Origin of the sequence: Arthrobacter sp. AQ5-05 (genome assembly GCF_003287975.1) — a bacterium.
Taxonomy (GTDB): domain Bacteria; phylum Actinomycetota; class Actinomycetes; order Actinomycetales; family Micrococcaceae; genus Paeniglutamicibacter.
In genome coordinates, this window is the sequence record NZ_QMKQ01000030.1 from 17,421 (window position 1) to 39,953 (window position 22,533).

At 67.4% G+C, this 22,533-nt stretch carries 20 protein-coding genes; 1 reads left to right on the forward strand and 19 read right to left on the reverse strand.

Translation table 11 applies throughout. The features are described from left to right. Positions 1-1,303 precede the first annotated feature (1,303 nt). From guaB to DQ353_RS18105, 19 genes are all read right to left on the reverse strand, one after another. Positions 1,304-2,809 carry an IMP dehydrogenase gene (guaB, locus tag DQ353_RS18015; RefSeq protein WP_113764570.1) on the reverse strand — a complete coding sequence of 502 codons (1,506 nt, stop codon included), beginning with the start codon at positions 2,807-2,809 and terminating at the stop codon, positions 1,304-1,306. A 213-nt stretch (positions 2,810-3,022) separates the two neighbouring features. Further along, positions 3,023-4,678, reverse strand: a complete 1,656-nt coding sequence (locus DQ353_RS18020; protein WP_146755323.1) for a glycoside hydrolase family 10-like protein — start codon at positions 4,676-4,678, stop codon at positions 3,023-3,025. Positions 4,679-4,861: 183 nt separating this feature from the next. Continuing rightward, positions 4,862-6,964, reverse strand: a complete 2,103-nt coding sequence (locus tag DQ353_RS18025; RefSeq protein WP_113764572.1) for an acyltransferase family protein — start codon at positions 6,962-6,964, stop codon at positions 4,862-4,864. 216 nt (positions 6,965-7,180) lie between these two features. After that, positions 7,181-8,794, reverse strand: coding sequence for a chaperonin GroEL (groL, locus tag DQ353_RS18030; protein WP_113764573.1), 1,614 nt, complete (start codon positions 8,792-8,794; stop codon positions 7,181-7,183). Positions 8,795-8,854: 60 nt separating this feature from the next. Next, on the reverse strand, positions 8,855-9,151 hold the full coding sequence (gene groES, locus DQ353_RS18035) for a co-chaperone GroES (RefSeq protein WP_071213005.1): 297 nt from the start codon (positions 9,149-9,151) through the stop codon (positions 8,855-8,857). A gap of 182 nt (positions 9,152-9,333) precedes the next feature. After that, a complete protein-coding gene (gene csrA / locus DQ353_RS18040) occupies positions 9,334-9,600 on the reverse strand; it encodes a carbon storage regulator CsrA (RefSeq protein ID WP_113764574.1) in 267 nt (88 codons plus the stop codon). 43 nt (positions 9,601-9,643) lie between these two features. Continuing rightward, positions 9,644-10,741, reverse strand: coding sequence for a hypothetical protein (locus DQ353_RS18045; protein ID WP_113764575.1), 1,098 nt, complete (start codon positions 10,739-10,741; stop codon positions 9,644-9,646). Next, positions 10,725-12,779, reverse strand: a complete 2,055-nt coding sequence (locus tag DQ353_RS18050; protein ID WP_113764576.1) for a flagellar biosynthesis protein FlhA — start codon at positions 12,777-12,779, stop codon at positions 10,725-10,727. The genes DQ353_RS18045 and DQ353_RS18050 overlap by 17 nt, the downstream gene beginning before the upstream one ends. 121 nt (positions 12,780-12,900) lie before the next feature. Continuing rightward, positions 12,901-14,016, reverse strand: a complete 1,116-nt coding sequence (locus DQ353_RS18055) for an EscU/YscU/HrcU family type III secretion system export apparatus switch protein (RefSeq protein ID WP_113764577.1) — start codon at positions 14,014-14,016, stop codon at positions 12,901-12,903. Further along, positions 14,013-14,741 (reverse strand): flagellar biosynthetic protein FliR, encoded by a 729-nt coding sequence (locus DQ353_RS18060; RefSeq protein WP_181578487.1) that lies wholly within the window; start codon positions 14,739-14,741, stop codon positions 14,013-14,015. Before DQ353_RS18060 ends, DQ353_RS18055 begins: the two co-directional genes overlap by 4 nt. 38 nt (positions 14,742-14,779) lie before the next feature. Continuing rightward, a complete protein-coding gene (fliQ, locus tag DQ353_RS18065; RefSeq protein ID WP_113764579.1) occupies positions 14,780-15,055 on the reverse strand; it encodes a flagellar biosynthesis protein FliQ in 276 nt (91 codons plus the stop codon). Between the two features lie 4 nt (positions 15,056-15,059). Then, positions 15,060-15,881: a flagellar type III secretion system pore protein FliP gene (gene fliP / locus DQ353_RS18070; RefSeq protein WP_113764580.1), complete on the reverse strand. Its 822-nt coding sequence runs from the start codon at positions 15,879-15,881 to the stop codon at positions 15,060-15,062. Continuing rightward, positions 15,878-16,390: a FliO/MopB family protein gene (locus DQ353_RS18075; RefSeq protein ID WP_113764581.1), complete on the reverse strand. Its 513-nt coding sequence runs from the start codon at positions 16,388-16,390 to the stop codon at positions 15,878-15,880. Before DQ353_RS18075 ends, fliP begins: the two co-directional genes overlap by 4 nt. A 2-nt stretch (positions 16,391-16,392) precedes the next feature. Continuing rightward, positions 16,393-17,139: a flagellar motor switch protein FliN gene (gene fliN, locus DQ353_RS18080; protein ID WP_113764582.1), complete on the reverse strand. Its 747-nt coding sequence runs from the start codon at positions 17,137-17,139 to the stop codon at positions 16,393-16,395. Continuing rightward, entirely contained in the window at positions 17,136-18,029 is an 894-nt protein-coding gene (locus DQ353_RS18085) for a flagellar motor switch protein FliM (protein ID WP_113764583.1), read from the reverse strand. Before DQ353_RS18085 ends, fliN begins: the two co-directional genes overlap by 4 nt. 122 nt (positions 18,030-18,151) lie before the next feature. Beyond that, entirely contained in the window at positions 18,152-18,973 is an 822-nt protein-coding gene (locus DQ353_RS18090; RefSeq protein WP_286166893.1) for an OmpA/MotB family protein, read from the reverse strand. Next, positions 18,970-19,791: a motility protein A gene (locus DQ353_RS18095; RefSeq protein WP_113764584.1), complete on the reverse strand. Its 822-nt coding sequence runs from the start codon at positions 19,789-19,791 to the stop codon at positions 18,970-18,972. The genes DQ353_RS18090 and DQ353_RS18095 overlap by 4 nt, the downstream gene beginning before the upstream one ends. 15 nt (positions 19,792-19,806) lie before the next feature. Beyond that, positions 19,807-20,031, reverse strand: a complete 225-nt coding sequence (locus DQ353_RS18100) for a flagellar FlbD family protein (protein WP_113764585.1) — start codon at positions 20,029-20,031, stop codon at positions 19,807-19,809. A 216-nt stretch (positions 20,032-20,247) separates the two neighbouring features. Continuing rightward, positions 20,248-20,601 (reverse strand): hypothetical protein, encoded by a 354-nt coding sequence (locus tag DQ353_RS18105; RefSeq protein WP_113764586.1) that lies wholly within the window; start codon positions 20,599-20,601, stop codon positions 20,248-20,250. A 560-nt stretch (positions 20,602-21,161) separates the two neighbouring features. Between DQ353_RS18105 and DQ353_RS18110 the strand changes: the two genes are divergently transcribed. Beyond that, positions 21,162-22,364, forward strand: coding sequence for an SH3 domain-containing protein (locus tag DQ353_RS18110; RefSeq protein ID WP_113764587.1), 1,203 nt, complete (start codon positions 21,162-21,164; stop codon positions 22,362-22,364). The last annotated feature ends 169 nt before the right edge of the window (positions 22,365-22,533 follow it).

Sequence of the window (22,533 nt, forward strand, 5' to 3'; positions counted from 1 at the left end):
CGACACCGAAAGGTTTCAAAGTCTTCACTCCCCCTCGATGCCGTGCCTATCCAGGGACGGCGTCACCCCGTTTCCTTCCTTCAAGAGATCGGAATGGGCGGCTTTGGCTCTTTCACCCTCCACATCACCGCGATATTAGAAGGCAGGCCGAGCACCCCAACCAACATCGTCGTCGCTGTGGCGCATGGGCGGCAGGGCACCGTCAGTTGCACCCCAACGGCCAAAACCGCTTCCCTGCACCAACACCTGTGTCTGGATACGGCACGGCGGCGAGAAGTCGCCCTTCGATTCATCCCGGTTTCGACATACGAGCTGGCACGCCGTCTGGCCAGTGAGTCGCGGCGATCCTGCGTGCAATGGCATGTTGCAGCTTTCTCTGTGCGGAAGGCATCGGGCGCGGCCGCCCCGGGGATCCCAACGCCGAACGCATCGTTGCCGGGCCAAAATCTCACATGAAAGTCATTCCCCGGGCTTGCACGGCGCGTGGGATCAATGGGGAAAGTCAGGGGCGGGGACTCGCGCTACGTCAGCAGGTCCCCGCCCAGAGAACGCGCAGCTTGGGGTCTGCGGCGTATCTCACTTGGAAGATCCTGGTACTTGGGGGTGGCCAGACTCTTCCGAAAATGGCCCTGCACTTAGGGGGATGGCAGGACCAACCAACCAAGCCTACCTACCGGGAGTCATCTTACCCAATCGAAGGAAACCTCTGACTCATTCCATCTTCGTTGTTATCGAGCGCGGTGTTTGACGAGGACGGCGGCACCTTGAATGACGATGGATGTAGCGGGTTTGGTCGTCATCGTGACGCCGGTTCCGGGGCACGGCAAAGCACGCTCGCCTCGGATCTTCAGGTGCGCAGCGGCGGGCCCAGCAGGCGGCCCCGGGTGAAGTGCCCGATGAGGGTCCAGGACGGCAGCTCGGGTCCACCCGGTGGCGGAGGGCCAATACGGCACCGGCCAAGACACTCAAGCTCCGGCCCAGCAGGCTCGGCCACCGCTTGGGACGGACCAGGATCTTGGGGTCGAGGCGGAACGCGTGCTGCACGGCCTGACCGTACAGCCAGTGCGCGTGTGTTTCCGGCACCCGGCGCAGCCAGCGGCGCACCGTCGAAACGGGGCGGCCCAGCCGAGCGGGAATCGCGCGGTGCCCGCTGTCAACGGCAGTTTGAAACTGCCCACTGGCGGCAACCGAAAGTGACCACTGCTTGAGTTCTAGCATTCAGGGCGCCTTCCCCCTGCTGCAAGAAAGGCTCCCGCCACGGCCCATTTGGGGCCGTGGCGGGAGCCTTTGTCGTGATGGGTGCTTAGCGCGAACGGTAGTTCGGTGCCTCGACGGTCATCATGATGTCGTGCGGGTGGGATTCCTTAAGGCCTGCGGCGGTGATGCGCACGAACTTGCCGCGGTTCTTCAGTTCCTCGATGGTGTGGCCGCCCACGTAGAACATGGTCTGGCGCAGGCCTCCGACCAGCTGGTGCGCAACCGCGGAGAGCGGGCCGCGGTACGGGACCTGGCCCTCGATGCCCTCGGGGATGAGCTTCTCGTTGGAGGGCACGTCCGACTGGAAGTAGCGGTCCTTGGAGTAGGAGGTGTTCTTGCCGCGGGTTTCCATGGCGCCCAGCGAACCCATGCCGCGATAGGCCTTGAACTGCTTGCCGTTCATGAAGACCAAATCGCCCGGGGACTCGGCGGTGCCGGCGAGCAGCGAACCGAGCATCACGGAGTTGGCGCCGGCAACCAGTGCCTTGCCGATGTCGCCCGAGTGCTGCAGGCCGCCGTCGGCGATGACCGGCACGCCGGCCGGGATCGCGGCCTTGGCCGCCTCGTAGATCGCGGTGACCTGCGGGACGCCGACACCGGCGACGATGCGGGTGGTGCAGATGGAGCCCGGGCCCACGCCGACCTTGATGGCGTCGGCGCCTGCGTCGATCAGTGCCTGGGCGCCCTCGCGGGTCGCCGCCTGGCCGCCTATGACGTCCACGTGTGCCGCGGCCGGGTCCTTCTTCAGGCGGGCGATCATGTCCAGCACGCCCTGGGAGTGGCCGTTGGCGGTGTCGACGACCAGCACGTCCACGCCTGCCTCGATCAGCTTCATGGCGCGGTCGTAGCCCTCGCCGAAGAATCCTACGGCGGCGCCGACGCGCAGGCGGCCCTCGTCGTCCTTGGTGGCCAGCGGGTACTGCTCGGCCTTGTCGAAGTCCTTGACGGTGATCAGGCCCTGCAGCACGTCGTGGTCGTCGACCAGCGGCAGCTTCTCGATGCGGTGCTTGCCCAGCAGGTTGATGACCTCCGCGCGCGGCACCCCGACCTTGGCGGTGATCAGCGGCATGGCCGTCATGACTTCGTAGACCTTGGTGGTCATGTAGTTCTCGCGCGGCACGAAGCGGGTGTCGCGGTTGGTGATGATGCCCAGCAGCTTGCGGTTCTCATCGACCACCGGCAGGCCCGAGACGCGGTAGTGCGCGCACAAATCGTCCCATTCGGCCAGCGTCGCCCCGGGGTTCACGGTCACCGGGTTGGTGATCATGCCCGATTCGCTGCGCTTGACCTGGTCCACCTGGTCGGCCTGGTCCTCGATGGACAGGTTGCGGTGGATGATGCCGATGCCGCCCTGGCGGGCCAGCGCGATGGCCATCGGTGCCTCGGTGACGGTGTCCATCGCGGCCGAAAGCAGCGGGATGTTGATGTTGATCCGCTTGGTCAGGCGCGTGGTGGTGTCCGCCTCCGAGGGGATCACATCCGTCGGGCCGGGAAGCAGCAAGACGTCATCGTAGGTGAGGCCTTCAAAGGCAAATGGATTGAATTCAGTCACGGGGGACCTTTCACGCCGGTGCGGGGATTGATTACATCCTAGAACGGTTCACCGCGAAGCAACATTCCCGCATGCTGGGTGTGGCGAACGCAACTCCCGCCACCGCCCGCGCCTCGGCAGCCGAGCCTACTGCCGGGGAGCGCCGAAGGTCTCCAGCATCCGGGGAACGGTACGGCACGATGCTCCATTATGCGGCCGAATGACGGCGGCGGCTCACGCCCTGATGAAGATCGCGGTGGCGCGCGAGGAGTCAACGCCGGTCTGGCTGATCGATTGGATCATATACCAGTAGTAGCGCCCGAGCACCACCCCGGAATCCAGCCAGGACTGGGCGGCGGCGGTGCGCCGGCGCACGGTGCGCAGGTAGGTTCCGGTGGACTGGATGTACGGGACGATCGATCCGGTGGACTCCCAGCGCCAGATCGCGATGAGCTTGATCGGCTCTCCGCTGGAGCTGGAGGTCCAGCTCAGCCGCACCCCGGTGCCCTCGCGCACGGCCTTGGTGATCGTGGGCGTATAGGGGCGGGTGGCCAGCAGGTTCGTGTACGGGACCGGAAGGCCGGGACGTGCGTACTTGGCGGCCTTGAGGATGCCGATGGCGTTGAGCTTGTTCGCCCGGAAAGCTGTGGTGTTGTAGTACGCCTGGCCACGCACGGCCGGGACCGTACGGCACTTGGTCACGTGGTCGCGCAGTTCGTTGGGGTCTTGCCAGGCCGGTGTGGCGGGGTCCCCGACCTTGTAGGCGGCTTCCCCGGTATAGAGCTTGACGCTGGTTCCGGCCACCTGCTTGGCCCACCAGTCGACCAGCACGTTGTAGTTGGCAGGCGTGTACCCCTGGTACCAGTACAACTGCGGGGCGATGTAGTCGACCCAGCCCTCCTTGACCCAGCGCCGCGTATCCGCATAGAGGTCATAGAAGCTCTCCAGCCCGCTGGTGGCCGAGCCCAGGGAGCTCGAGGAACTGTTGGCCCAGATGCCGAAGGGACCGATGCCGAACACCACCCGGGGCTTGGCGGCGTGGATCGCGTTGCGGGTGTCGCGGACGAATACGTTGATGTTGTTGCGCCGCCAGCTGGAGATGGAGGTGAAGGACCCCTTGTAGGTGTTGTAGGTCGAGGAATCCGGGATCGAGGCACCGGCCACCGGGTAGGGGTAGAAGTAGTCGTCGAAGTGCACCCCGTCCACGTCGTAGCGCTTGACCAGGTCGATGACCACGTTGCGGATGTAGGTGCGCACCGCCGGGATGCCGGGGTTGTAGTAGCGCCGCGGGCCATAGGCGAAGGACCAACTCGGGTTCAGCCGCGCCGGGTGGCTGGCCACCAATGAATTGAGCGAGGTGTCCATCGAGACGCGGAACGGATTGATCCAGGCGTGCAGCGCGATCCCGCGCTTGTGCGCCTCGGAGATCGCGTAGGCCAGCGGGTCGTATCCCGGATCCTTGCCCTGGGTGCCGGTGAGGTACCTGGACCACGGCTCGCCCAGGGTGGCCTTCCACATCCGGTCCGCTGCGGGGCGGACCTGCAGCAGCACGGCGTTGAGGTTCCTGGACACCGCAAGGTCCAGGATCGAGCGGAGTTCCGCCTGCTGGGTCGCCACCGACAGCCCGGACTTGGAGGGCCAGTCGATGTTCACCACGCTCGCGGTCCACAGGGCCCGGAACTCGGTCCGCGGGTAGGTGGTCGAGGTGAAGGCGTTGCGCGACGAGATGGTGTATACGTGGTTTCGAATGACCGCCGCCGCGGCGGGCGCAGCCACCAGCCCCGGGCCCAGCACGGCCCCTCCCATCACCGCGACGGCGGCCGAGAGCACCGCCCTCCTGCTCACGGGGCCGGCCAGGGCCAAGGACAATGGTGCCTTTTCCGTTTTCATGGCATTGACTCCGATGGTGCGCAAGTGGGCACGGTCGGCCTGGATGGTTCGGCCGCTTGGAGGCAACCTTACGCCGCTCCGCGATGCCGCGAAAGGCCTCGGCGTCACGCTTGCGCGGCACTTTGGCCACGACCACCCGGCGAGCCCCAACGGTTCTTTTCGGCCCGGGCCCGGCGCCTGGAATCAGTGCGATCCGGCCAGTGCCGACTTGAAGCGCTGTTCAAAGACCGCGGCGGTGGTGCGCGCATAGGTCGCGGTCAGGTGGGACTGGTCCATGTAGACCAGCACGTTTCCGATGACCGGGCGGCAGGTGCCATCGGGACAGAGCTGGTCGGTCATGTCCATGGTGGAGAAGTTCTCCCCCAGGGTTCCTCCGGCTGCCAGATCGTCCAGCGGATTGTTCGCGGCCATGAGCTCGGACACCGGGACGGTGCATTTCTCCGATTCCGCCCCGAACCTGTCCACGCATTCGGGGGCCGGGGTGGTGAAGCGCGGGGTGTCGCGCAGCGCCACCACCGGGATGCCGGCCTCGAGCAGCGGGCGGATTCCGGCCTCGTAGCCGGGCACGATCCGTTCCTGCTGCGCCGGGGAACGGCCTTCGGGGTCTTCGCCCAGGGCGGTGAAGGTGCCCAGGGTGAGCACCGCGTCGGGGTCGTGCTCCAGCACGTAGTTGCCTGCGGCCTCGTTGAACGCCCCGCATTCCTCACCGCGGGTATCCGAGGGGCCGCCGAAGCGGCACGACGGCTTGGTCAGCAGGATCCAGCGCCAGCCGTGCTTTTGCGCCATCACATCCACCGCGCCGCTCCAGTGCTGGGCGTGCGAGTCCCCCAGGACCACGATGGTCTTTTCCGCGTCTTCGCTACCGCCCTGCTGGCAGTATTCGACCTCGGGCGCCTCAGGCGCCCAGGTGCCGGTGCAGTCGGCCCCGAAGTTCGACCATTCCGCCTCAAGCTTGCTGGTCAGCGGGATCGTGACGGCCTCGGAGCTTGGCTCGTGTCCGAATCCGGGGTCCAGGATTGCTGCACCGGGGTTGTCGATCTCGGCCTGGGAGGCCGCACGCAGTTCCTCGGCGGCTACCCGGTGTTCCCAGCCGGACAGCGGCAGCAGCACCAGGGACAGCAGCACCGCGATGCCCAGGCCCGCGCGCCGGCGCTTGGCCGAGAGCCAATGCCAGGATCGCATCGGGGATTCGACGACGCGGGTGGTGGCCCAGGCCAGCAACAGGGAAATCATCATCAGGCCCAAACCCGTGGCGAAGGAGATCTCCGCGTTTCCCGTTTCGACGAGGAAGAAGATCATCACCGGCCAGTGCCACAGGTACAGCGCATAGGACACGTCCCCCAGCTTCACCAGCGGGCCCAGGGCCAGCACCCGCTGCACCCCGAAGCGGTTGTTCGGGGCCATGACGATGACGGCCGCGGCCAGGGTCGGCCACAGGGCCAGGTACCCGGGGAACTCGTGCTCCACCTGCAACAGCATGCCGCAGGCCAGGATCGCGGCCAGGCCCACCCATCCCAGCGGCACCGTCAGGGCCTTGGGCAGCCTTTGCAGCTGCGGAAGGTAGACGGCCAGCAAGGAACCGAGCGCGAACTCCCAGAGCCTGGCTCCGGTGTCGAAGTAGGCCCATTCCTGGGCGGTTGCGGTGATGCGGATCGAGTAGGCCAGGGAGATGATGAACACGGTGCCGAAGAGCAGGCCCATGGTGTTCCGGTAGCCCAGCGAGGGGAACCTGCCGGACAGGGCCTTGAACAGGACCAGGCCCGCGGCGAGCAGCAGCGGCCACAGGATGAAGACCTGGCCCTGGATGGACAGCGACCAGAAGTGCTGCAGCGGGCTGGCCGTGGCGTGGTCTGCGGCGTAGTAGTCCACCGAGTCCGCCGCAAGTTGCCAGTTCTGCCGGTAGAAGAGGCTGGCGGTGGTTTGCTCCATGATCGAGCTCCAGCGCGCCTTGGGCAGCAGCACGATACTGGCGGCGATGACGGACAGCAGGACCAGCACCGCGGCGGGAAGCAGCCGGCGAAAGACGCCCAGCCAGTAGGAAAGCAGCGCCAGGGGCCGCGAGGTCTCGACCTTGCGGATGAAGGCGCCGGCGAGGAAGAACGCGGAGAGCAGCAAAAAGACGTCCACGCCTCCGGAAACCCGGCCAAACCAGACGTGGTAGACCATTACCAGCACGACCGCCAGCGCCCGCAGGCCCTGGAGTTCGGGCCTGAAGCGTTCGGCGGGGTTCGTGACCGGTGCGTTGCTCCGCACTGCCGAAACCGGGGCAGGTGTGGGGATAGGCATCAGTACATCCTGTAAAAACTTGCGGAGTGTCCAGGCCCGGAACGTTGGGCATGGACATCCCACCCTAGCAAAGCTCGTTATGGTTTCGTTACCGAAGTGGTCTTGCCGGCACCCGGGGCCGGACGCCAAACGCCGCCGGCGTCCGGCCCTGCCGCCCGGTGTGGGCGCCAGTGCTGGATGCCGGCGGCGCGTGGACGCACTGCCGTGTGGGCGGTGTTAGTGCTTGTGGCCTGCGTGCGAGCCCGCATCCCCGGCCGGCTTTTCGGCGACCAGGGTTTCGGTGGTGAGCACCAGGGCCGCGATCGATGCCGCGTTGCGCAGCGCCGAGCGGGTGACCTTCACCGGGTCGATGACACCGGCGTCGATCAGGTTCTCGTACACGCCTGTCAGGGCGTTGAAGCCCTCGTTGGCCGGCGATTCGGAGACCTTGGCGGTGACGACGTAGCCGTCGAAGCCGGCGTTCTGCGCGATCCAGCGCAGCGGCTGCACCAGTGCACGGCGGGCAATGCCGACACCCGCAATGGCGTCGCCGGTCAGGGCGAGCACGTTCGGATCGGTGTCCAGCACGGCGAGTGCGTCAACCAATGCGGTGCCGCCGCCTGCAACGATTCCCTCTTCGAGGGCCGCGCGGGTGGAGGAGACCGCATCTTCGATGCGTGCCTTGCGTTCCTTCAACTCGACCTCGGTGGCTGCGCCGACCTTGATCACGCCGATGCCGCCCGAGAGCTTGGCGAGGCGCTCGGAGAGCTTCTCACGGTCCCACTCGGAATCGGTGCGGGTCAGTTCGGCCTTCAGCTGCGAAACGCGGTCGGCAACATCCTCGGCGGTGCCTGCACCGTCGACGATGGTGGTCGAATCCTTGGTGATGGTGATGCGGCGAGCCGATCCCAGCACCTCGAGGCCGACCTGGTCCAGCTGCAGCCCCAGGTCCGGGGAGACAACCTGTGCACCGGTGAGGATCGCAATGTCCTGCAGCATGGCCTTGCGGCGGTCGCCGAAGCCCGGGGCCTTGACGGCCACGGCGTTCAGGGTGCCACGGATCTTGTTCACCACGAGGGTGGAGAGGGCTTCGCCCTCGATGTCCTCGGCAACGATGAACAGCGGCTTGCCTGCAGCCAGCACCTTTTCCAGCAGCGGCAGGAACTCTGCAACCGTGGAGATCTTGCCGGAGTTGACCAGGATCAGCGCGTCTTCAAGGACTGCCTCCTGGCGTTCCGGGTCGGTGACGAACTGCGGGGACAGGTAGCCCTTGTCGAACTGCATGCCCTCGGTGACAACCAGCTCGGTGGCGGTCGTCGAGGACTCTTCGATGGTGATGACACCGTCGGTGCCCACGGTTTCGAAGGCCTGGGCCAGCAGCTCGCCGATTTCCTCGCTCTGCGCTGAAATGGCTGCCACGTTGGCGACCTGCTTGCCTTCGACCGGGACCGAGTTTTCGGCCAGGCGCGCGGCGACAGCCTCGACGGCTACCTCGATGCCGCGCTTGATTTCGCCCGGGGCGGCACCTGCGGCAACGTTGCGCAGGCCCTCCTTGACGAATGCCTGGGCGAGCACGGTGGCGGTGGTGGTGCCGTCGCCTGCCACGTCGTTGGTCTTGGTGGCTACTTCCTTGGCCAGCTGCGCGCCAAGGTTCTCGTAGGCATCTTCCAGCTCGATCTCACGAGCGATGGTCACGCCATCGTTGGTGATCGTCGGTGCGCCCCAGGCCTTTGCCAGCACCACGTTGCGGCCGCGCGGGCCGAGGGTCACCTTGACGGTGTTTGCGAGCTTGTCGATGCCCGCTTCGAGGGCGCGTCGCGCCTCTTCATTGAAAGCTAGCTGCTTTGCCATGTCTTGCTCCTTATAAGCTGCATAAAGCCCCGGCCAGGGGCCGGGGCTTTATCAGGAAAACTACTTTACGACGATGGCCAGGACGTCGCGTGCCGAGAGCACCAGGTACTCTGCACCGCCGACCTTGACTTCGGTTCCGCCGTACTTGGAGTAGATCACGACGTCGCCCTCGGCTACGTCTACCGGAACGCGGTTGCCGTTGTCATCGACACGGCCCGGTCCAACTGCTACGACCTTGCCTTCCTGCGGCTTTTCCTTGGCGGAATCAGGGATGACCAGACCGGAAGCAGTGGTGGTTTCTGCTTCGAGCGGCTGGACGACAATGCGGTCCTCGAGAGGCTTAATGGAGACGGACATCGTCTCTCCTTTGCGTGAGTTACCAATGGTTTACGGGCCGTTAGGGTGGTACCAACCGTCGTCGCGGTGCCAGCTGGTGAATTACCTCAGGCTTTCAGCACTTGCCGGGAACGACAAGCACCATGAATGACTCTAGGCAACCATTAGCACTCGGTCAAGGCGAGTGCTAATTGCGTCGTTTTTTAAGCGCTCGGCGCATCGGGAGCGGACGGCTTGGGAGACGCCGGGAAGAGGGCCTTCAGCCGGGCTTCGGCGGCTTCGGTGGCTCCGGCAGCTGCCTGCTGGTTGGCCTCGGTGACGGCGGCGAGCATCTCGGCCCGCTGGATCTTGATGCCGCGGGGGGCGTCGAATCCGATCTTGATCGAATCGCCCTTGACATCGAGAATCGTCACCACGATGTCCTCGCCAATCAGGACCTGTTCTCCGACCTTCCGAGTAAGTACCAGCACCGCACAATCATAGCCCAGCACCCGCCCGCATTTGCCGAACGACCTAGGTCTTTGGCCCCGTGGCCTCAAGCACAGGGAGCCCCAGCTCCCACACCGATTCCGGCGAAAGGGTCTCATCTGCATGCAGGGACACCACCGCGTAGAGCCGGTGGCCCGAGGCCACGTGCTTGACCCAGGCCGCGGTGTCTTCCACTTTCCGCCCGGCGTCGACCGCTGCCCAGAGCTGGTCTGCTTCCAGGACCTCGAGCAGACCCAATTGCGGCAGCAGCGCTTGTTGCGGATTGATGGCCACCGCCACGAGCAACGGAACGCCTTCGGCAACCGCGGCGGCGCGCGCCCGAAGGATGCCGCGCCTGTCGGCCAGCGGCCTGCGGGACAGGGAGTCCACGTCGAACTTCTGCGCCAGCTCCCCGGCATTGCGGCGCAAAGCGGTGCCGTCGTGGAGCTCCTCCGCGGCCATCCCGGCATCCCCCCACAACCCGACGACGACCACCAGGTCCCCGGGACCGGCCAGCGCCGAGGGAACGATGTGGTGGTCCCGTCCCGGTCGGAGTCCGGATGCAGTGGCCGCGGGGCCGGTGCCCGGAGCGAGGATTCCCCGGTGTGCGGCATTCGCGGTTTCGGTTGCCGCCGGCGGGCCCTGGGCGGCCCGGGCTCCCGAAGACGGTTCAAGGGCAAAGGACTGCCCGTCGAGCAGCCGGGCGAAGTCCGGGGCACCGGGAACCGCCGGCCGGGAGCCTGCCCGCGCCTGCCGCGGCGGTGCCGGGGCCAGCTGCAGCTCCGCGGCATCGGCCCGTTCCAGCAATCCGTCGATGCCCCCGCCGGTGCCCCGCGGCCCGGCGTCCGCGGCTTCCGGAGCCGGAGCCGGAGCCACGGATGGGCGGCCAACGGCGGGACTTCCGGCGAGCACCCGGAGGTCCCGCTCGTCGGTGGGCTCGTCCCCCGGATGGATGACCCGCCCGTCGGGGGCGTGATCGTCGGGCACCTCGATGATCGCCTCGTAGTGTTCCCTGGCCAGGAACCGGCCGAGGCCGCCGGTGGTGACCTTCTCCGCCGAGACGATGCGCGCGGACGGCCCGTGCTCGGCGACCGCCTGGGCGTGGATGGATTCGAGGCTCGGGCCCTCAAGCTGAAATCGCATCGGCACCGCGCACCACCCCCACGGTCTCGATGTCGGCGCCTCCCGCGGTGGCCTCCTGGTAGGAGAGCACCGGGATGGATCCGGGCGCGGTGCCCAGCAGGCGGCGCACCGCAGGGCGCAGTGCCGGGGCGCAGACCAGCACCGCGGAGTAGCCGCGGGTTTCCAAATCGGCGGCGATCTGCTTCACCGAGGCCAGCACCGCCTCGAGACGGGCGGCATCGAGCATGATCTGGCTTCCGGCCTCGGAGGGGCGCAATCCCTCGAGCATGCCCTGTTCCAGGACGGGGTCGACCATCACGACCCGCAGCAAGGTGCCTTCCAGGTAGCCGGCGGCGATGGCCGGACCCAGTGCGGTGCGGGCGGCCTCGATGAGGCCCTCCGGGTCGGTGCCGGCCTTGGCCCGCAGGGCCAGGGCCTCGTAGATGCGTCCCAGGTCGTTGATCGGCACCGATTCGGCCAGCAGGCCCTGAAGCACCCGCTGGACTTCGGCCAGCGACAGCATCGAGGGCACCAGTTCCTCCACGGCCGAGGGGTTGGCCTCGCGCACCGCATCGGTGAGCACGCGCACGTCCTCCCGGGTCAGCAGCCTCGCGGCCTGGTCCTTGACGATCGAGGACAGGTGGGTGACGATCACCGAGACCCGGTCGATGGTGGTGGCCCCGGCCATTTCGGCGTTGTGCCGCAGCTCGGCCGGGACCCACTTGCCCGCCAGCCCGAAGACCGGTTCCACGACCATGGCCCCGGGCAGCGAATCCAGGTGGTCGCCCAGGGCCAGGATCTTCCCGCGCGGCGCGGTGCCGCGCCCGGCCTCCACCCCGGCGATCCTGATCGCGTAGGTGGCCGGGGGCAGGTCGACCGAATCGCGGGTGCGCACCGGGGGCAGCACGATTCCCAGCTCCATGGCCACGCGGCGGCGCAGCGCGCGCACCCGGGCCAGCAGGTCGTCCCCTCCCCCGTTGACCACGTCCACCAGATCCGGGGCCAGCTGGATCTCCAGTGCGTGCACCTTCATCTTCTCGATCAAATCCTCGGTGGTCTCGGCCGGGACCACCGCTGCCTCGTTCTGCAGCGCCACCGCCGCCCGGGTCTCCTCCTTGGCCGCGTTGGCCTTGATGCGCTGGGCCGCGAAGATGAGCAGGGAGCCGATGAGCACGAAGGGCAGCTTCGGCATCCCCGGCACCAACGCCAGGGCGATGGCAGCGGACCCGGCGATCAGCAACGCGGTGCGCGACTGGGCCAGCTGCGCCGAGGCGGTGGAACCCATGTCGGAGGACGCATTGGAGCGGGTGACGATCATGCCGGTGGACACGGCCATCAGCAGCGCCGGGATCTGCGTGGCCAGGCCGTCGCCGATGGTCAGCAGCGCATAGGTGTTCAGCGCCTCGCCCACGCCCATGCCGCGCTGCACCATGCCGATGGCGATGCCGCCGACCAGGTTGATGATGATGATGATCAGTCCGGCGATGGCGTCGCCCTTGACGAACTTGGAGGCGCCGTCCATGGCCCCGTAGAAGTCGGCCTCCGCGGCGACCTCGGCACGGCGCTCGCGCGCCTGGGTGTCGGTGATCAGCCCGGCGTTCAAGTCCGCGTCGATGGCCATCTGCTTGCCCGGCATGGCATCGAGGGTGAAGCGCGCACCGACCTCGGCGACGCGTTCGGCGCCCTTGGTGACCACCACGAACTGGATGACCACCAGGATCAGGAAGATCACGCAGCCGATGATCAGCGAGCCGCCCACCGCGATGTTCCCGAACGCGGCAATGACCTCCCCGGCGTAGGCGTCCCCGAGCACCAGGCGCGTGGAGGCGACGTTCAGTCCCAGGCGCAGCAACGTGGCCACCAGCAGCAGCGAGGGGAAGACCGAGAAGTCCAGCGGCCGCTTGGCGAACATGGTGGTCAGCAGGATCACCAGGGCCAAAAGGATGGACACGGCGATCAGCACGTCCAGCAGGGATGCCGGGACCGGGACCACCAGCAGCATGATGATGCCCACCACGCCCAGCGGCACGGCGATCTTGGCCAGGGATGCGAATTTCATGCGGTCGTGCTCCTTGGGGCTCGGCGGTCGGCCGTCGGCTGGGTCTGGGGCTGGCTACATGGCATGGGAGGCCAGTGGTTCTTTGGGGGTTGGCGCGTCGGTGGCGCGTCTTGCGATTTTCTCATGGCGTGCCCGCCCGTCGTCCGGGGCTTGGCGGCACTGCGGTGGGCACGGTGTGGACGCCGTCGGGGCGCCCGCGGGCCTTGAGCGTCATGACAAAGGCCAGCACGCGGGCCACCTCGTTGTAGGTCCCGGCGGGGATCTCGTCCCCGATGCTGCACACCTCGTGCAGGCTCCGCGCCAGCGGCACGTCGCGGACCATGGGCACCCGCTTGGCCACTGCCTCCTCGCGGATGCGCGTGGCGATGTTCCCGGCGCCCTTGGCCACCAGCCTGGGTGCGGAGACCCCGGGCTCGTACTTCAGGGCCACGGCCACGTGGGTGGGGTTCACGATGACCACGTCGGCGTCGGCGATCGCCGCGATCATGCGGTTGCGGCTCATCGCCATCTGCCGGGACCTGCGCTGGGACTTGATCAGCGGGTCCCCGTCGGTGCGCTTGTTCTCGTCGGTGACTTCCTTGCGGGTCATCCGGGTGTGCTTGCGGTTCCGGCGCATGACCACCAGCACGTCGGCGGCGGCCAACACCAGCCCGGCGATGACCGAAGCCCGGATCAGCGAGGCCGCCCCGGAGCCGCCGGCGGCCAGCAGCGAGGCCAGCGGCAGGGAGCCGGACTGCAGCAGCAGCGGCATCAGCGAGGAGACCACGAACCAGAGCACGAAGCCGATGACGGCGACCTTGAGCAGGGCCTTGAGCCCCTGCCAGAGCGCCTGGAACCCGAAGACCCGTTTCATGCCCGAGAGCAGGTTCAGGTTGGCCGGGTCCAGCTTGAACTTCTTGAACCGGATTCCGCCCTGCAGCGCCGCGGTGGCGATCACGACGACGAGCACCACGGCGAAGAGGGGCAGCATGGTGCCGGAGAGCGACCCCAGGCCCTCGCCGAGGGCGGTGACGGCGGCCTGCGGGTCGGGATCGGCAATGACCAGGCGCACGGCCTGAAGCTGGCTGCGGCCGGCCGCCTCGGCCAATGTGAGCAGTCCCGGTATCATCACCGCCGCAGCGCCGATGCCCAGCCAGGCGGCCAGGTCCTGCGAGCGGGTCATCTTGCCCTTCTCGCGGTTCTCCTTCATGCGCTGCGCGGTGGCCTTTTCGCTGCGTTCCCCCGAATCCTGGCTCACTGGCCCGTCACCGCCCCCAGCAGTGACAGGGCGCTGCGCACCAGCGAGGAGACCAGCGCCGGCAGCACCACGAACACGGTTCCGACCAGCATCAGGGTCAGCATGATCTTCAGCGGGAAGCCCATGGCAAAGGCGTTCAGTGCCGGGGCGGCGCGGGTGAGCAGTCCCAGCCCGATGTCCGCGAGCACCAGCACCACCAGCAGCGGGCCGGCGATCTGCACCGCGGCCAGGAACATGGACCCCACCGCCGAGACCAGGGATTCGGAGAGCCCCGGCAGCCCGATGCCGCCGCCCAGCGGGATCGCGTCGAAGGAGCGGAACAGCCCGGCGAGCACCAGCTGGTAGCCGTCGGAGGAAACCAGCAGGGCCAGGGCGGCAAAGTGGAAGAAGCGGGTGAACTGGGCGCCGTTGACCATCGATTGGGGGTCGAAGCCCTGGGCCATGGCGAAGCCGCCGAAGAGGTCGATCAGGCCGCCGGCGGCCTGGATGGCGGCGAAGAGCAGCATGACCAGGAAACCCATGGCCGCCCCGGCCAGCAGTTCGGCGACGATTGCGGCCAGGAAGGGGCCCGTGTCCAGGGACTCGTAGCCTGCGGACATGCGCGGGGTGACGGCCAGGGCCAGCCCGATTCCGAGCATGCCCTTGATCCGCAGCGGGATGGCGTTGTGCGAGAACGGCGGGGCAATCACCAGGAAGGCGGTGACGCGGACGGCGGCCAGCATCATCACCTCCAGCGAGGCCAGTGGCAAGGTCGCCAGCACTGTTACGTGCCTCCCAGCAGGGCCGGGATCTTCTCGAAGAGCTCGTGGGTGAACAGCACCATTTCGGCGATCATCCAGTGCCCGCAGACCAGCAGCGCGATCGCGACCGCGGTGGCCTTGGGCACGAAGGAGAGGGTGATTTCCTGGATCTGGGTCATGGACTGGAACAGCGAAATCGCAAATCCCACCACCAGCGAGGTGATGAGCACCGGGGCGGCGAGCTTTGCCGCGACCAGCAGGCCGGAGAAGCCGATGTCCAGGACGGCGTTGGAGTCCATGTACCTAGCCACCCCCGACGTTGTAGGAGCCGATGAGCGCGGTGAGGATCAGCGCCCATCCGTCCACCAGCACAAAGAGCAGGATCTTGAACGGCAGGGAGATCATCACCGGCGGGAGCATCATCATGCCCATGGACATCAGGGCCGAGGCGACCACCAGGTCGATGACCAGGAAAGGCACGAAGATCACAAACCCGATGATGAACGCGGCACGCAGCTCGGAGATCATGAACGCCGGGATCAGCGTGGTCAGCGGGACGTCGGCCGGGGTCGCGGGGTTGGGCAGTTCCGCCGCGCGGGTCATCAGGGCGATGTCGGCCTCTCGGGTGTGGGCCAGCATGAAGTCCCGCAGCGGGCCCACCCCGACCTCGAGCGCCTGGGTCAGGTCGATGGAACCGTCCAGGTAGGGCTGCACACCGAGATCATTCATGGCGGTGAGCACCGGGGACATGATGAACAACGAGAGGAAGAGCGCCAGGCCGGCGAGCACCTGGTTCGGCGGGATGGTGGGCAGGGCCAGTGCGTTGCGCGTGAAGGCCAGGACCACGAAGATCTTGGTGAAGGAGCTCATCATCAGCAGCAGGGCCGGGGCTACAGAGAGCAGCGTGATGGCGATGAGGGTGACGATGGCCGAGCTGGGGGTGCCGTTGGGTCCGTTGATTTCCACGGAAAGCCCGCCGTTGTCCCCGGGGGCCGAAGGGTCGACGGGGGCGGCGAACGCTGCGGAGGGTGCCAGGAGGGCGAATGAGGCCAGCAGCACCAGCAGCAGCGCGAGCAGCCAGGGCGTCCGGGCGCGCAGGGACAGGGAACGGCCGGTGGTGCTCATGCGCCGCGACCGGTCCTCAGTGCGGCGACGGCACGGCGCCAGGTTTCCGGGGAGAGGATCGAGCCGGCCAGTGGGGATGCCGACGGACCCGGGCTCCCGGCGGCGGGTTCCCGTTCCGGGCCGTGGTTCGGGATGTCCTGGTGGTCGGCGGCCGGTGGCAGTGCGGGCTGCACGGCGGCGGGTGCCAGCAGGGACTCCAGCACAGCGGCGAAGGAACGCGGGGTCTCGGCCACGGGGTCCGGGATCTGGGAGGCGGCAGGTTCGGGGGCTTCGAAGGAGTCAAGGACGCTGATCGAGGCCTCTGCCACGCCCAGCAGGTAGCGCCGGCCCTGGACATCCAGCAGTACCACCGAGGACTTCGGACCCAGACCCTGGCGCTCAACGACGTTCAGTTGAGAGGCGCGCGGGGTCCCGAAGCGCGGGAGCAGCCGCTTGCGCAGGTAGAACAACAGGCCGAAGACCGCCGCCAGCGAGACGAGCACCCGCAGCAGCAAGAAGAAAGATTCCACGCCTAGGACAAGCCCTCGTTCACGTCGAGGATCTGGGTGATGCGCACCCCGTAGTCCTGGTCCATGACCACGACCTCGCCCAGTGCGATGAGCCGGCCGTTGAGCAGGATGTCCGCGGGGGCCCCGGCGGAGCGGTCAAGCTCCACCACGGCGCCGGGCTCCAGGCCCAGCACGTCGCGCACCGACATGCGGGTGCGCCCGATCTCCACGGTCAGGGCCATTTCCACGTTGTTGATCCGGCCCAGCTTGCTGGACATGTCCTGGCGCACCCCGGCATCCGGTGCCTGCGGGGCGGGAGCCGGGTCGTTTTCGCGGATGCGGATGGCAAAGAACCCGATCTTTTCCCCGGCACTGCGCAGCTCGAAGCACACGGTCTCGGAATCCCCCAGCAACGCATCCGGGCGCACCGCTGCCTCGGTGGACAGCACCCCGGCACCCAGCACACCGGTGGCCGCCTCGAGCGCGGGACGCAGCACGTCGGAAGCGGCGACCAGCGAACCGGGCCCTCCCGGGGCCCCGCCCAGCAGCGGTGCGGCGACCTGCAGCAACACGTCGGCGGAGTGCTGGCCCACGAAGCCGGCGGACACCAGTTCGCCGGGCCCGGCAAGCAACGAGGCGTCGCGGGCCCCGTGCTGCAGCACGGTTTCCACCGCGGAACCGGTGGGCAGCATTCCGGCCAGGGCCTCGGCCGCGGCGGTGTACAGCGCGGTCGAGTGCAGGACCGGGATGGCGGATGGTTCGGGAATCATGCGGGAGTCTCCTCGGTAGAAACGACGACGGCGGCGATCCGGCCGCTGCGGGTTCCGGCCGCGGCCGTGCCCAGGCGGCGCCCGCCGACGGACAGCTCGAAGGGCCGGTGGACCGGGTGCGGCAGCGGCAGCACATCTCCCACCGCCAGGTGCAGGATGGTGCCCGGCAGCACCTTGGCCGGGACCAGCGACATGGACAGGTCCACCGGCACCCCGGCGACGGCCTCGGCCAGCAGCCCCGGGGCGTCCTCGACCGCCGAGCGCGGGTTGGTTTCCCCCAGCTGCGGCAACAACATGTCCGCGGGCACCGCGACGGTGGCCAGGGCGCTGCGTTCGCCCACGCGCACGCGCAGGGATGCGGTGATGACGATCTCGGATTTCGTGGCGGCCTGCGCAAACTGGGAGTTGTGCCCGATGGTGGCCACCGACAACTGGTGCTGCAGCAGGGCACCGAGGGAATAGTGCAGGTCCTCGAGCGCCTCGTCCATCAGCCCGCGCACCAGGGTGGCCTCGATGCGGGTGAACTTGCGTTCGGGCACGTCGGTGGCGACGGGGCTGCCGAGCATGTGGGAGATCCAGTTCAGCGCGTCGGCGGCCGGGAACTGGATCACGGTGCGGGCCTCGTGGCCCGCGGCCTCGGCCAGCACCATGGTGGTGGCCGCCGGCAACCCGGCGACGTAGTCGTCGTAGGAGGCCATGGACACCGATTCCAGGGACACCTGTGACATCACGCGGATCTTCGCGGTCAGCTGGGTGCCCCACTGCCGGGCGAAGGTCTCAAAGGCCAGCTCGAGCACGCGCGCGTGCTCGCGGGCCAGGGTCGTGGGCCGGCGGAAGTCGTAGGGCACGGCAATGGCCGGGTCCTCGGGGTTCGGGGGCGGTCCACCCATACCGGGGTGTCCCGCAGGCAAGAGCGTCACTGGCACCACTATCGGCAGGATCGGGGCATGCGTTAGCCGGGGCGGCAACCTTTTCGCCCCGTCTCGGGCCGGATCGCCGGTTCAGGCACCCGCTAGGGCGTTTGCTGCAGCAGGTTGCGCACGGACTCGGGCTGGCTGGAGAGCACCACGATGTCCACGCGGCGGTTCAGCGACAGGTCCTTGGTGCCTTGCAGGGGCCGGGCGTCGCCGTAGCCGACCGAGGAGATCCTCGTCGGGTCCACTCCCCCGTCCTCGACCAGGGAGCGCAGCACCCCGGTGGCCCGCGAGGCCGAGAGCTCCCAGTTGGTGGGATAGGGATCGACCGGCCGGCGCACGTCGGCAAAGCCCTCGACCTCGAAGTAGCGTTTGGTGGGGGCGAGCACCGGGGCGATGGCGTCGATGATCTCCCGGGCGTTGTCGGTGAGCTTGGCACTGTTGGGCACGAAGAAGGTCTCGGCACTGACCAGCCGCACCGTCAGCCCGCGGTTGTCGATGGAGAATTCCGCCGCGCCCGCATGGCCCGAGTCCTTCAGGCGCCTCTGGATGCGTTCCTTGAGCTGCAGCAGGTCGCTTTGCTCCCCTTGGGCCAGGGCGAGCAGCGCTTCCTTGGTCTGCCCGTCGATCTTGGTGCTGGCCAGCAGCCCCTCGGTGCCCACCAGTTCCGGCGGGACCACGATTCCCTCGGCGGTGTCTGCCGTGATGCTTTGCTCCACGCCGAACCCGGTGGCCAGGGAGTTCTTCAGCGCCTCGAACTTGTCCTGGTCCACCGTGGACATGGCGTAGAGCACGATGAACAGGCACATCAGCACCGTGACCATGTCCATGTAGGAGGCCATCCAGCGCTCGTCCGGGCCCTCGTGCCCGGATTCGGCTCCCCCGCGACCCTTCCGGCCCCCGCGCCTGGACCTGCTCACGCGGCTTCCTTGAAGTCGTCGAGCATGGCCTTGGCGTCGGAACCCTTCTCTTGCGCCGGTTCCTTGCCCAACACGTGGGCAGGGACCATGGCCTGGAGCTTCTCCTCGAGCAGGATCGGCTGGCTGCCGCCCTGGATGGCGAGCACGCCCTCCATCACCAGGGTCATCGAGTCGATTTCCAGCTCGGAAAGCCGGCGCAGGCGGGAGCCGATGGGCAGCCAGATGAAGTTGGCCGAGACCAGGCCCCAGAGGGTCGCCACGAAGGCCGCGGCGATCATGTGGCCCAGTTCGTCGGGCTTGGAGAGGTTTTCGAGCACGTGGGTCAGCGAGACCACGGTGCCGATGATGCCCACGGTGGGTGCGTAGCCGCCCAGGGTGGAGAACCACTTGTGCGCGATCGCGTTGGTGCCCTCGCGCGTGGTGATCTCGTCCTCGAGGGTCTCGCGCAGCTCGTCCCCGTCCATGCCGTCGGCCAGGGACTGCAGCGCCCGGCCCAGGAAGGGGTCCTTGGCCTCGCGGGCCTCGGATTCCAGGGCCAGCAGCCCGTCCTTGCGGGCCACCTCGGCGAGTTCGACCAGCTTGCCGATGGTCGCACGTGCCGCCGGAAGCTTGCCGCGGAAGGCCGAGGGCAGCGCCTTGACGGCCAGGATCGTGTCCCCGATGGTTCCGCTGGCGATGCCCACGGCAATGGTCCCGAAAAACACGATGATCATGGGGGCCGGCAAAAGGATCGAGGAGACCGATGCGCCCTCCATGTACAACATGGTGAACATGGCGCCGAAGGCAAGCAGCAGGCCTATGAGTGTTGCGGGATCCAATGTGGCGTCCTCTTATCAGTGCGGCAGCGGCGGGTCGGACGGCACAAGTTGGCGGGCCAGCGAGATGACGCGGGCGCGGTGCCCGGCCACCAGGGAGATGACCTCTTCCATGGTTTCGCGCACCACGTACTTGGCACCGTTGACCATGACCACGACGGTGTCGGGGTTTTCCTGGATCCGTTCGATGAGGTCGGCATTGATCGCAAAGCGTGTGGCATTGAGCCTGGTGACTACGATCATGAATGCGCCCGTCCTTTCACAGGTGCACTCTCGGCAGGAAGGGCGTCTCCGTTAGCCAACGGCGCCGCCCTTCCACGTTCCCTGGCGAGCAGTGCCCGTTCACCCCGGGTTCTCGGGAAGCCTTCAACCGATGCCCCGTTGGTCGGCCGCGGCCAGTCGTCGGGGGCCATCCATTCGGCGTTGACGAATGGATGGTGCTGCCACCGTGGGCGATGTTCACGCCCGGAGCCCGTCCCAAGCGTGGCGTCCGCCGATCAGGGAGCCCCGGGCGCCGATGTCGCCTTGTCGCGGCTGCCGGTCCATGACGGCCAGGTCCTTGCCGGTCGTTTCGCCCACGGTGACCACTGTCGCGATGCACATCGCCAACAGTGCCATCGGGCAAACGCGAAGAAGTTGACCGACGCCGAGGTCTGGGCATAGGGGGTCGGTGCCGCAGAACGCGACAACCGCGAAGGCGTACGGGAACCCGATGCCGGCGGTCCGGCCCTCCGACGGGAACGGCCAGGAGAACCGTGCCGGCTTGATGGCCAGTGCTCCGGCCAGGCGGGCCGTCCTGGTCGAGACGCCCAAACAGCGGCACCATGGTGCGCGGTCGCCCGCGCTTTCCGGTTGGCGGCGGGGCCGGTTCGCAGGGGGCTGCATCGCGGCGCATCAGCGAGGCGGGCTCGGTGCGGAGCAGGTTGGCGAACCAGCCTACGAGTACGATCATCATCGCCGCCGCATGGTCGACGTGGTGATCTGCTCCTTCTTGCGATGGACGCGGACGTTGAAGGGGATGCGATCGGGCGCCAGCCCCGTGGCGGGTCCGCCTTCACCGTGATGGCAACCGGGAACAGGTCCTCGGGTGTAGACGATCCTGCGGATCGGGGAGCGGACCGCATCGCGGAAGGTCCCGAATCCCTCCACGGCAGGACCTTGATGGCGGAAAACCTGTCGTCGCAGGCCGGCAAAAGCGCGAAAGTCCACCATGAACCGGTTCCGGATTATTACGCTCGCGAACAACCATGCAGGTCAATCCGAGATTCGCTGTCCAGTTTCGACTAAAATCCTGTTCATGGAGGACGCCGGATACCCGGATCCGCCCACCGGATACCCGCTGTTTGCCCCAATGTTGAAGGAAGAAGCCCTCCATGCGCATTCGAATCCTCCCGCTCGTCCTGGCCCTGGCCCTCACGGTCGTGGTTCCTGCCCCGGCCCTGGGCGCCGGCCAGGCCCCCGGGCCCACATCTTCCCTAATGATCCGGGCCCAACCCGTCGCCACGGCCAAGAAGGTCCCGGCCCGGCCCCCGGTGCTGTACCAGGCCCTGAAAACCCAATCCATGCATTCCTCGGCGTCCACCGCATCCAAGAAGCTCGTCACGGCCAAGAAGGGCAGCCACCTGGTCCACCGGAAGTCCAAGGGCTCCTGGGTGCAGGTCGCCCACAAGGGCAAAACCGGTTGGCTGAAGCGGGCGTCGGTAAGGAAGCTTGCCCAACCGGTGTACGAGGCCAAGGCGAAGCTGTCCCTTCGGGCCAGGCCGGGAAGCGGCAAGACCGTCGCGACGCTGCCCATGGGCAAGAGCGGCCAAGCCACCGGGCGGACCTCGGGAAGTTACATCCAGCTGTACGTCGCCGGCAAAACCGGGTGGGCTTCCTCCTCGAAGCTCCAACGCCCGATGACCGCCAAGTACCAGACCGGCGGCGCCACGGCGTTCTACCCGAGTGCCACTTCAAAAAAGAGGTCGGCAACCATCCCGGCCGACTACACGATGGGCACCCGCACGGGCAGGAAGTCCGGCGGCCGGCTCGAGGCCGAATACAAGGGCAAGACCGGATGGGTGGCCGCCAACAAGGTCACCAAGGTGGCCCTGGGCCTCAAGCTGGGCAAACTGGGGTTCGGGCAATCCGCCGCCAAGAACATCGCCAAATGGTGCAAGGGCGTGCCGATCACCGCGGGCCGGAACCTCGGGGACTACGCAGAGGCCAGCGGCTGGAGCGGAAACATGAAGGAATCGATCACCCTGGGCACATCCGACTTCTTCGGGGGCGCCCTCGATCCCAACCATCCGCTGGCGATCGCCACCCAGTACCACGAATGCGCCCACATCCTGCAGTATCGGGCCTACGACTATGATTTCACCCGGATGGCCAAGGACATGAACAGGGTCTATGGCAAGCCGCGGACCGCTAGCGGAACCGAACACATGGCCGATTGCATGGCGGACGCCATGGGTGCCACGCGCACCGGATTCGATGCGGCCGGGGGCTACTTCTGGACCTCGGGGTACGGCGGAAAATGCACCTCGACACACCTGAAGAAGGCCAAGTTGATCATCGCCGGCAAGCGGGCCTAGGCAGGACGCCGGAGGGACCGCCGGCCGCTTCACAACCAGCTTTGAATATTTGACTCTTTGAGAGCCACCAATATTGCCGTTCAGAGCCACCCCGCCAAAATGCGAATATTCTCCTTCAGAGCCACCCGTAGCGCCCTTGGGAGCCATGAAATAAGCTCCTCCCACCATG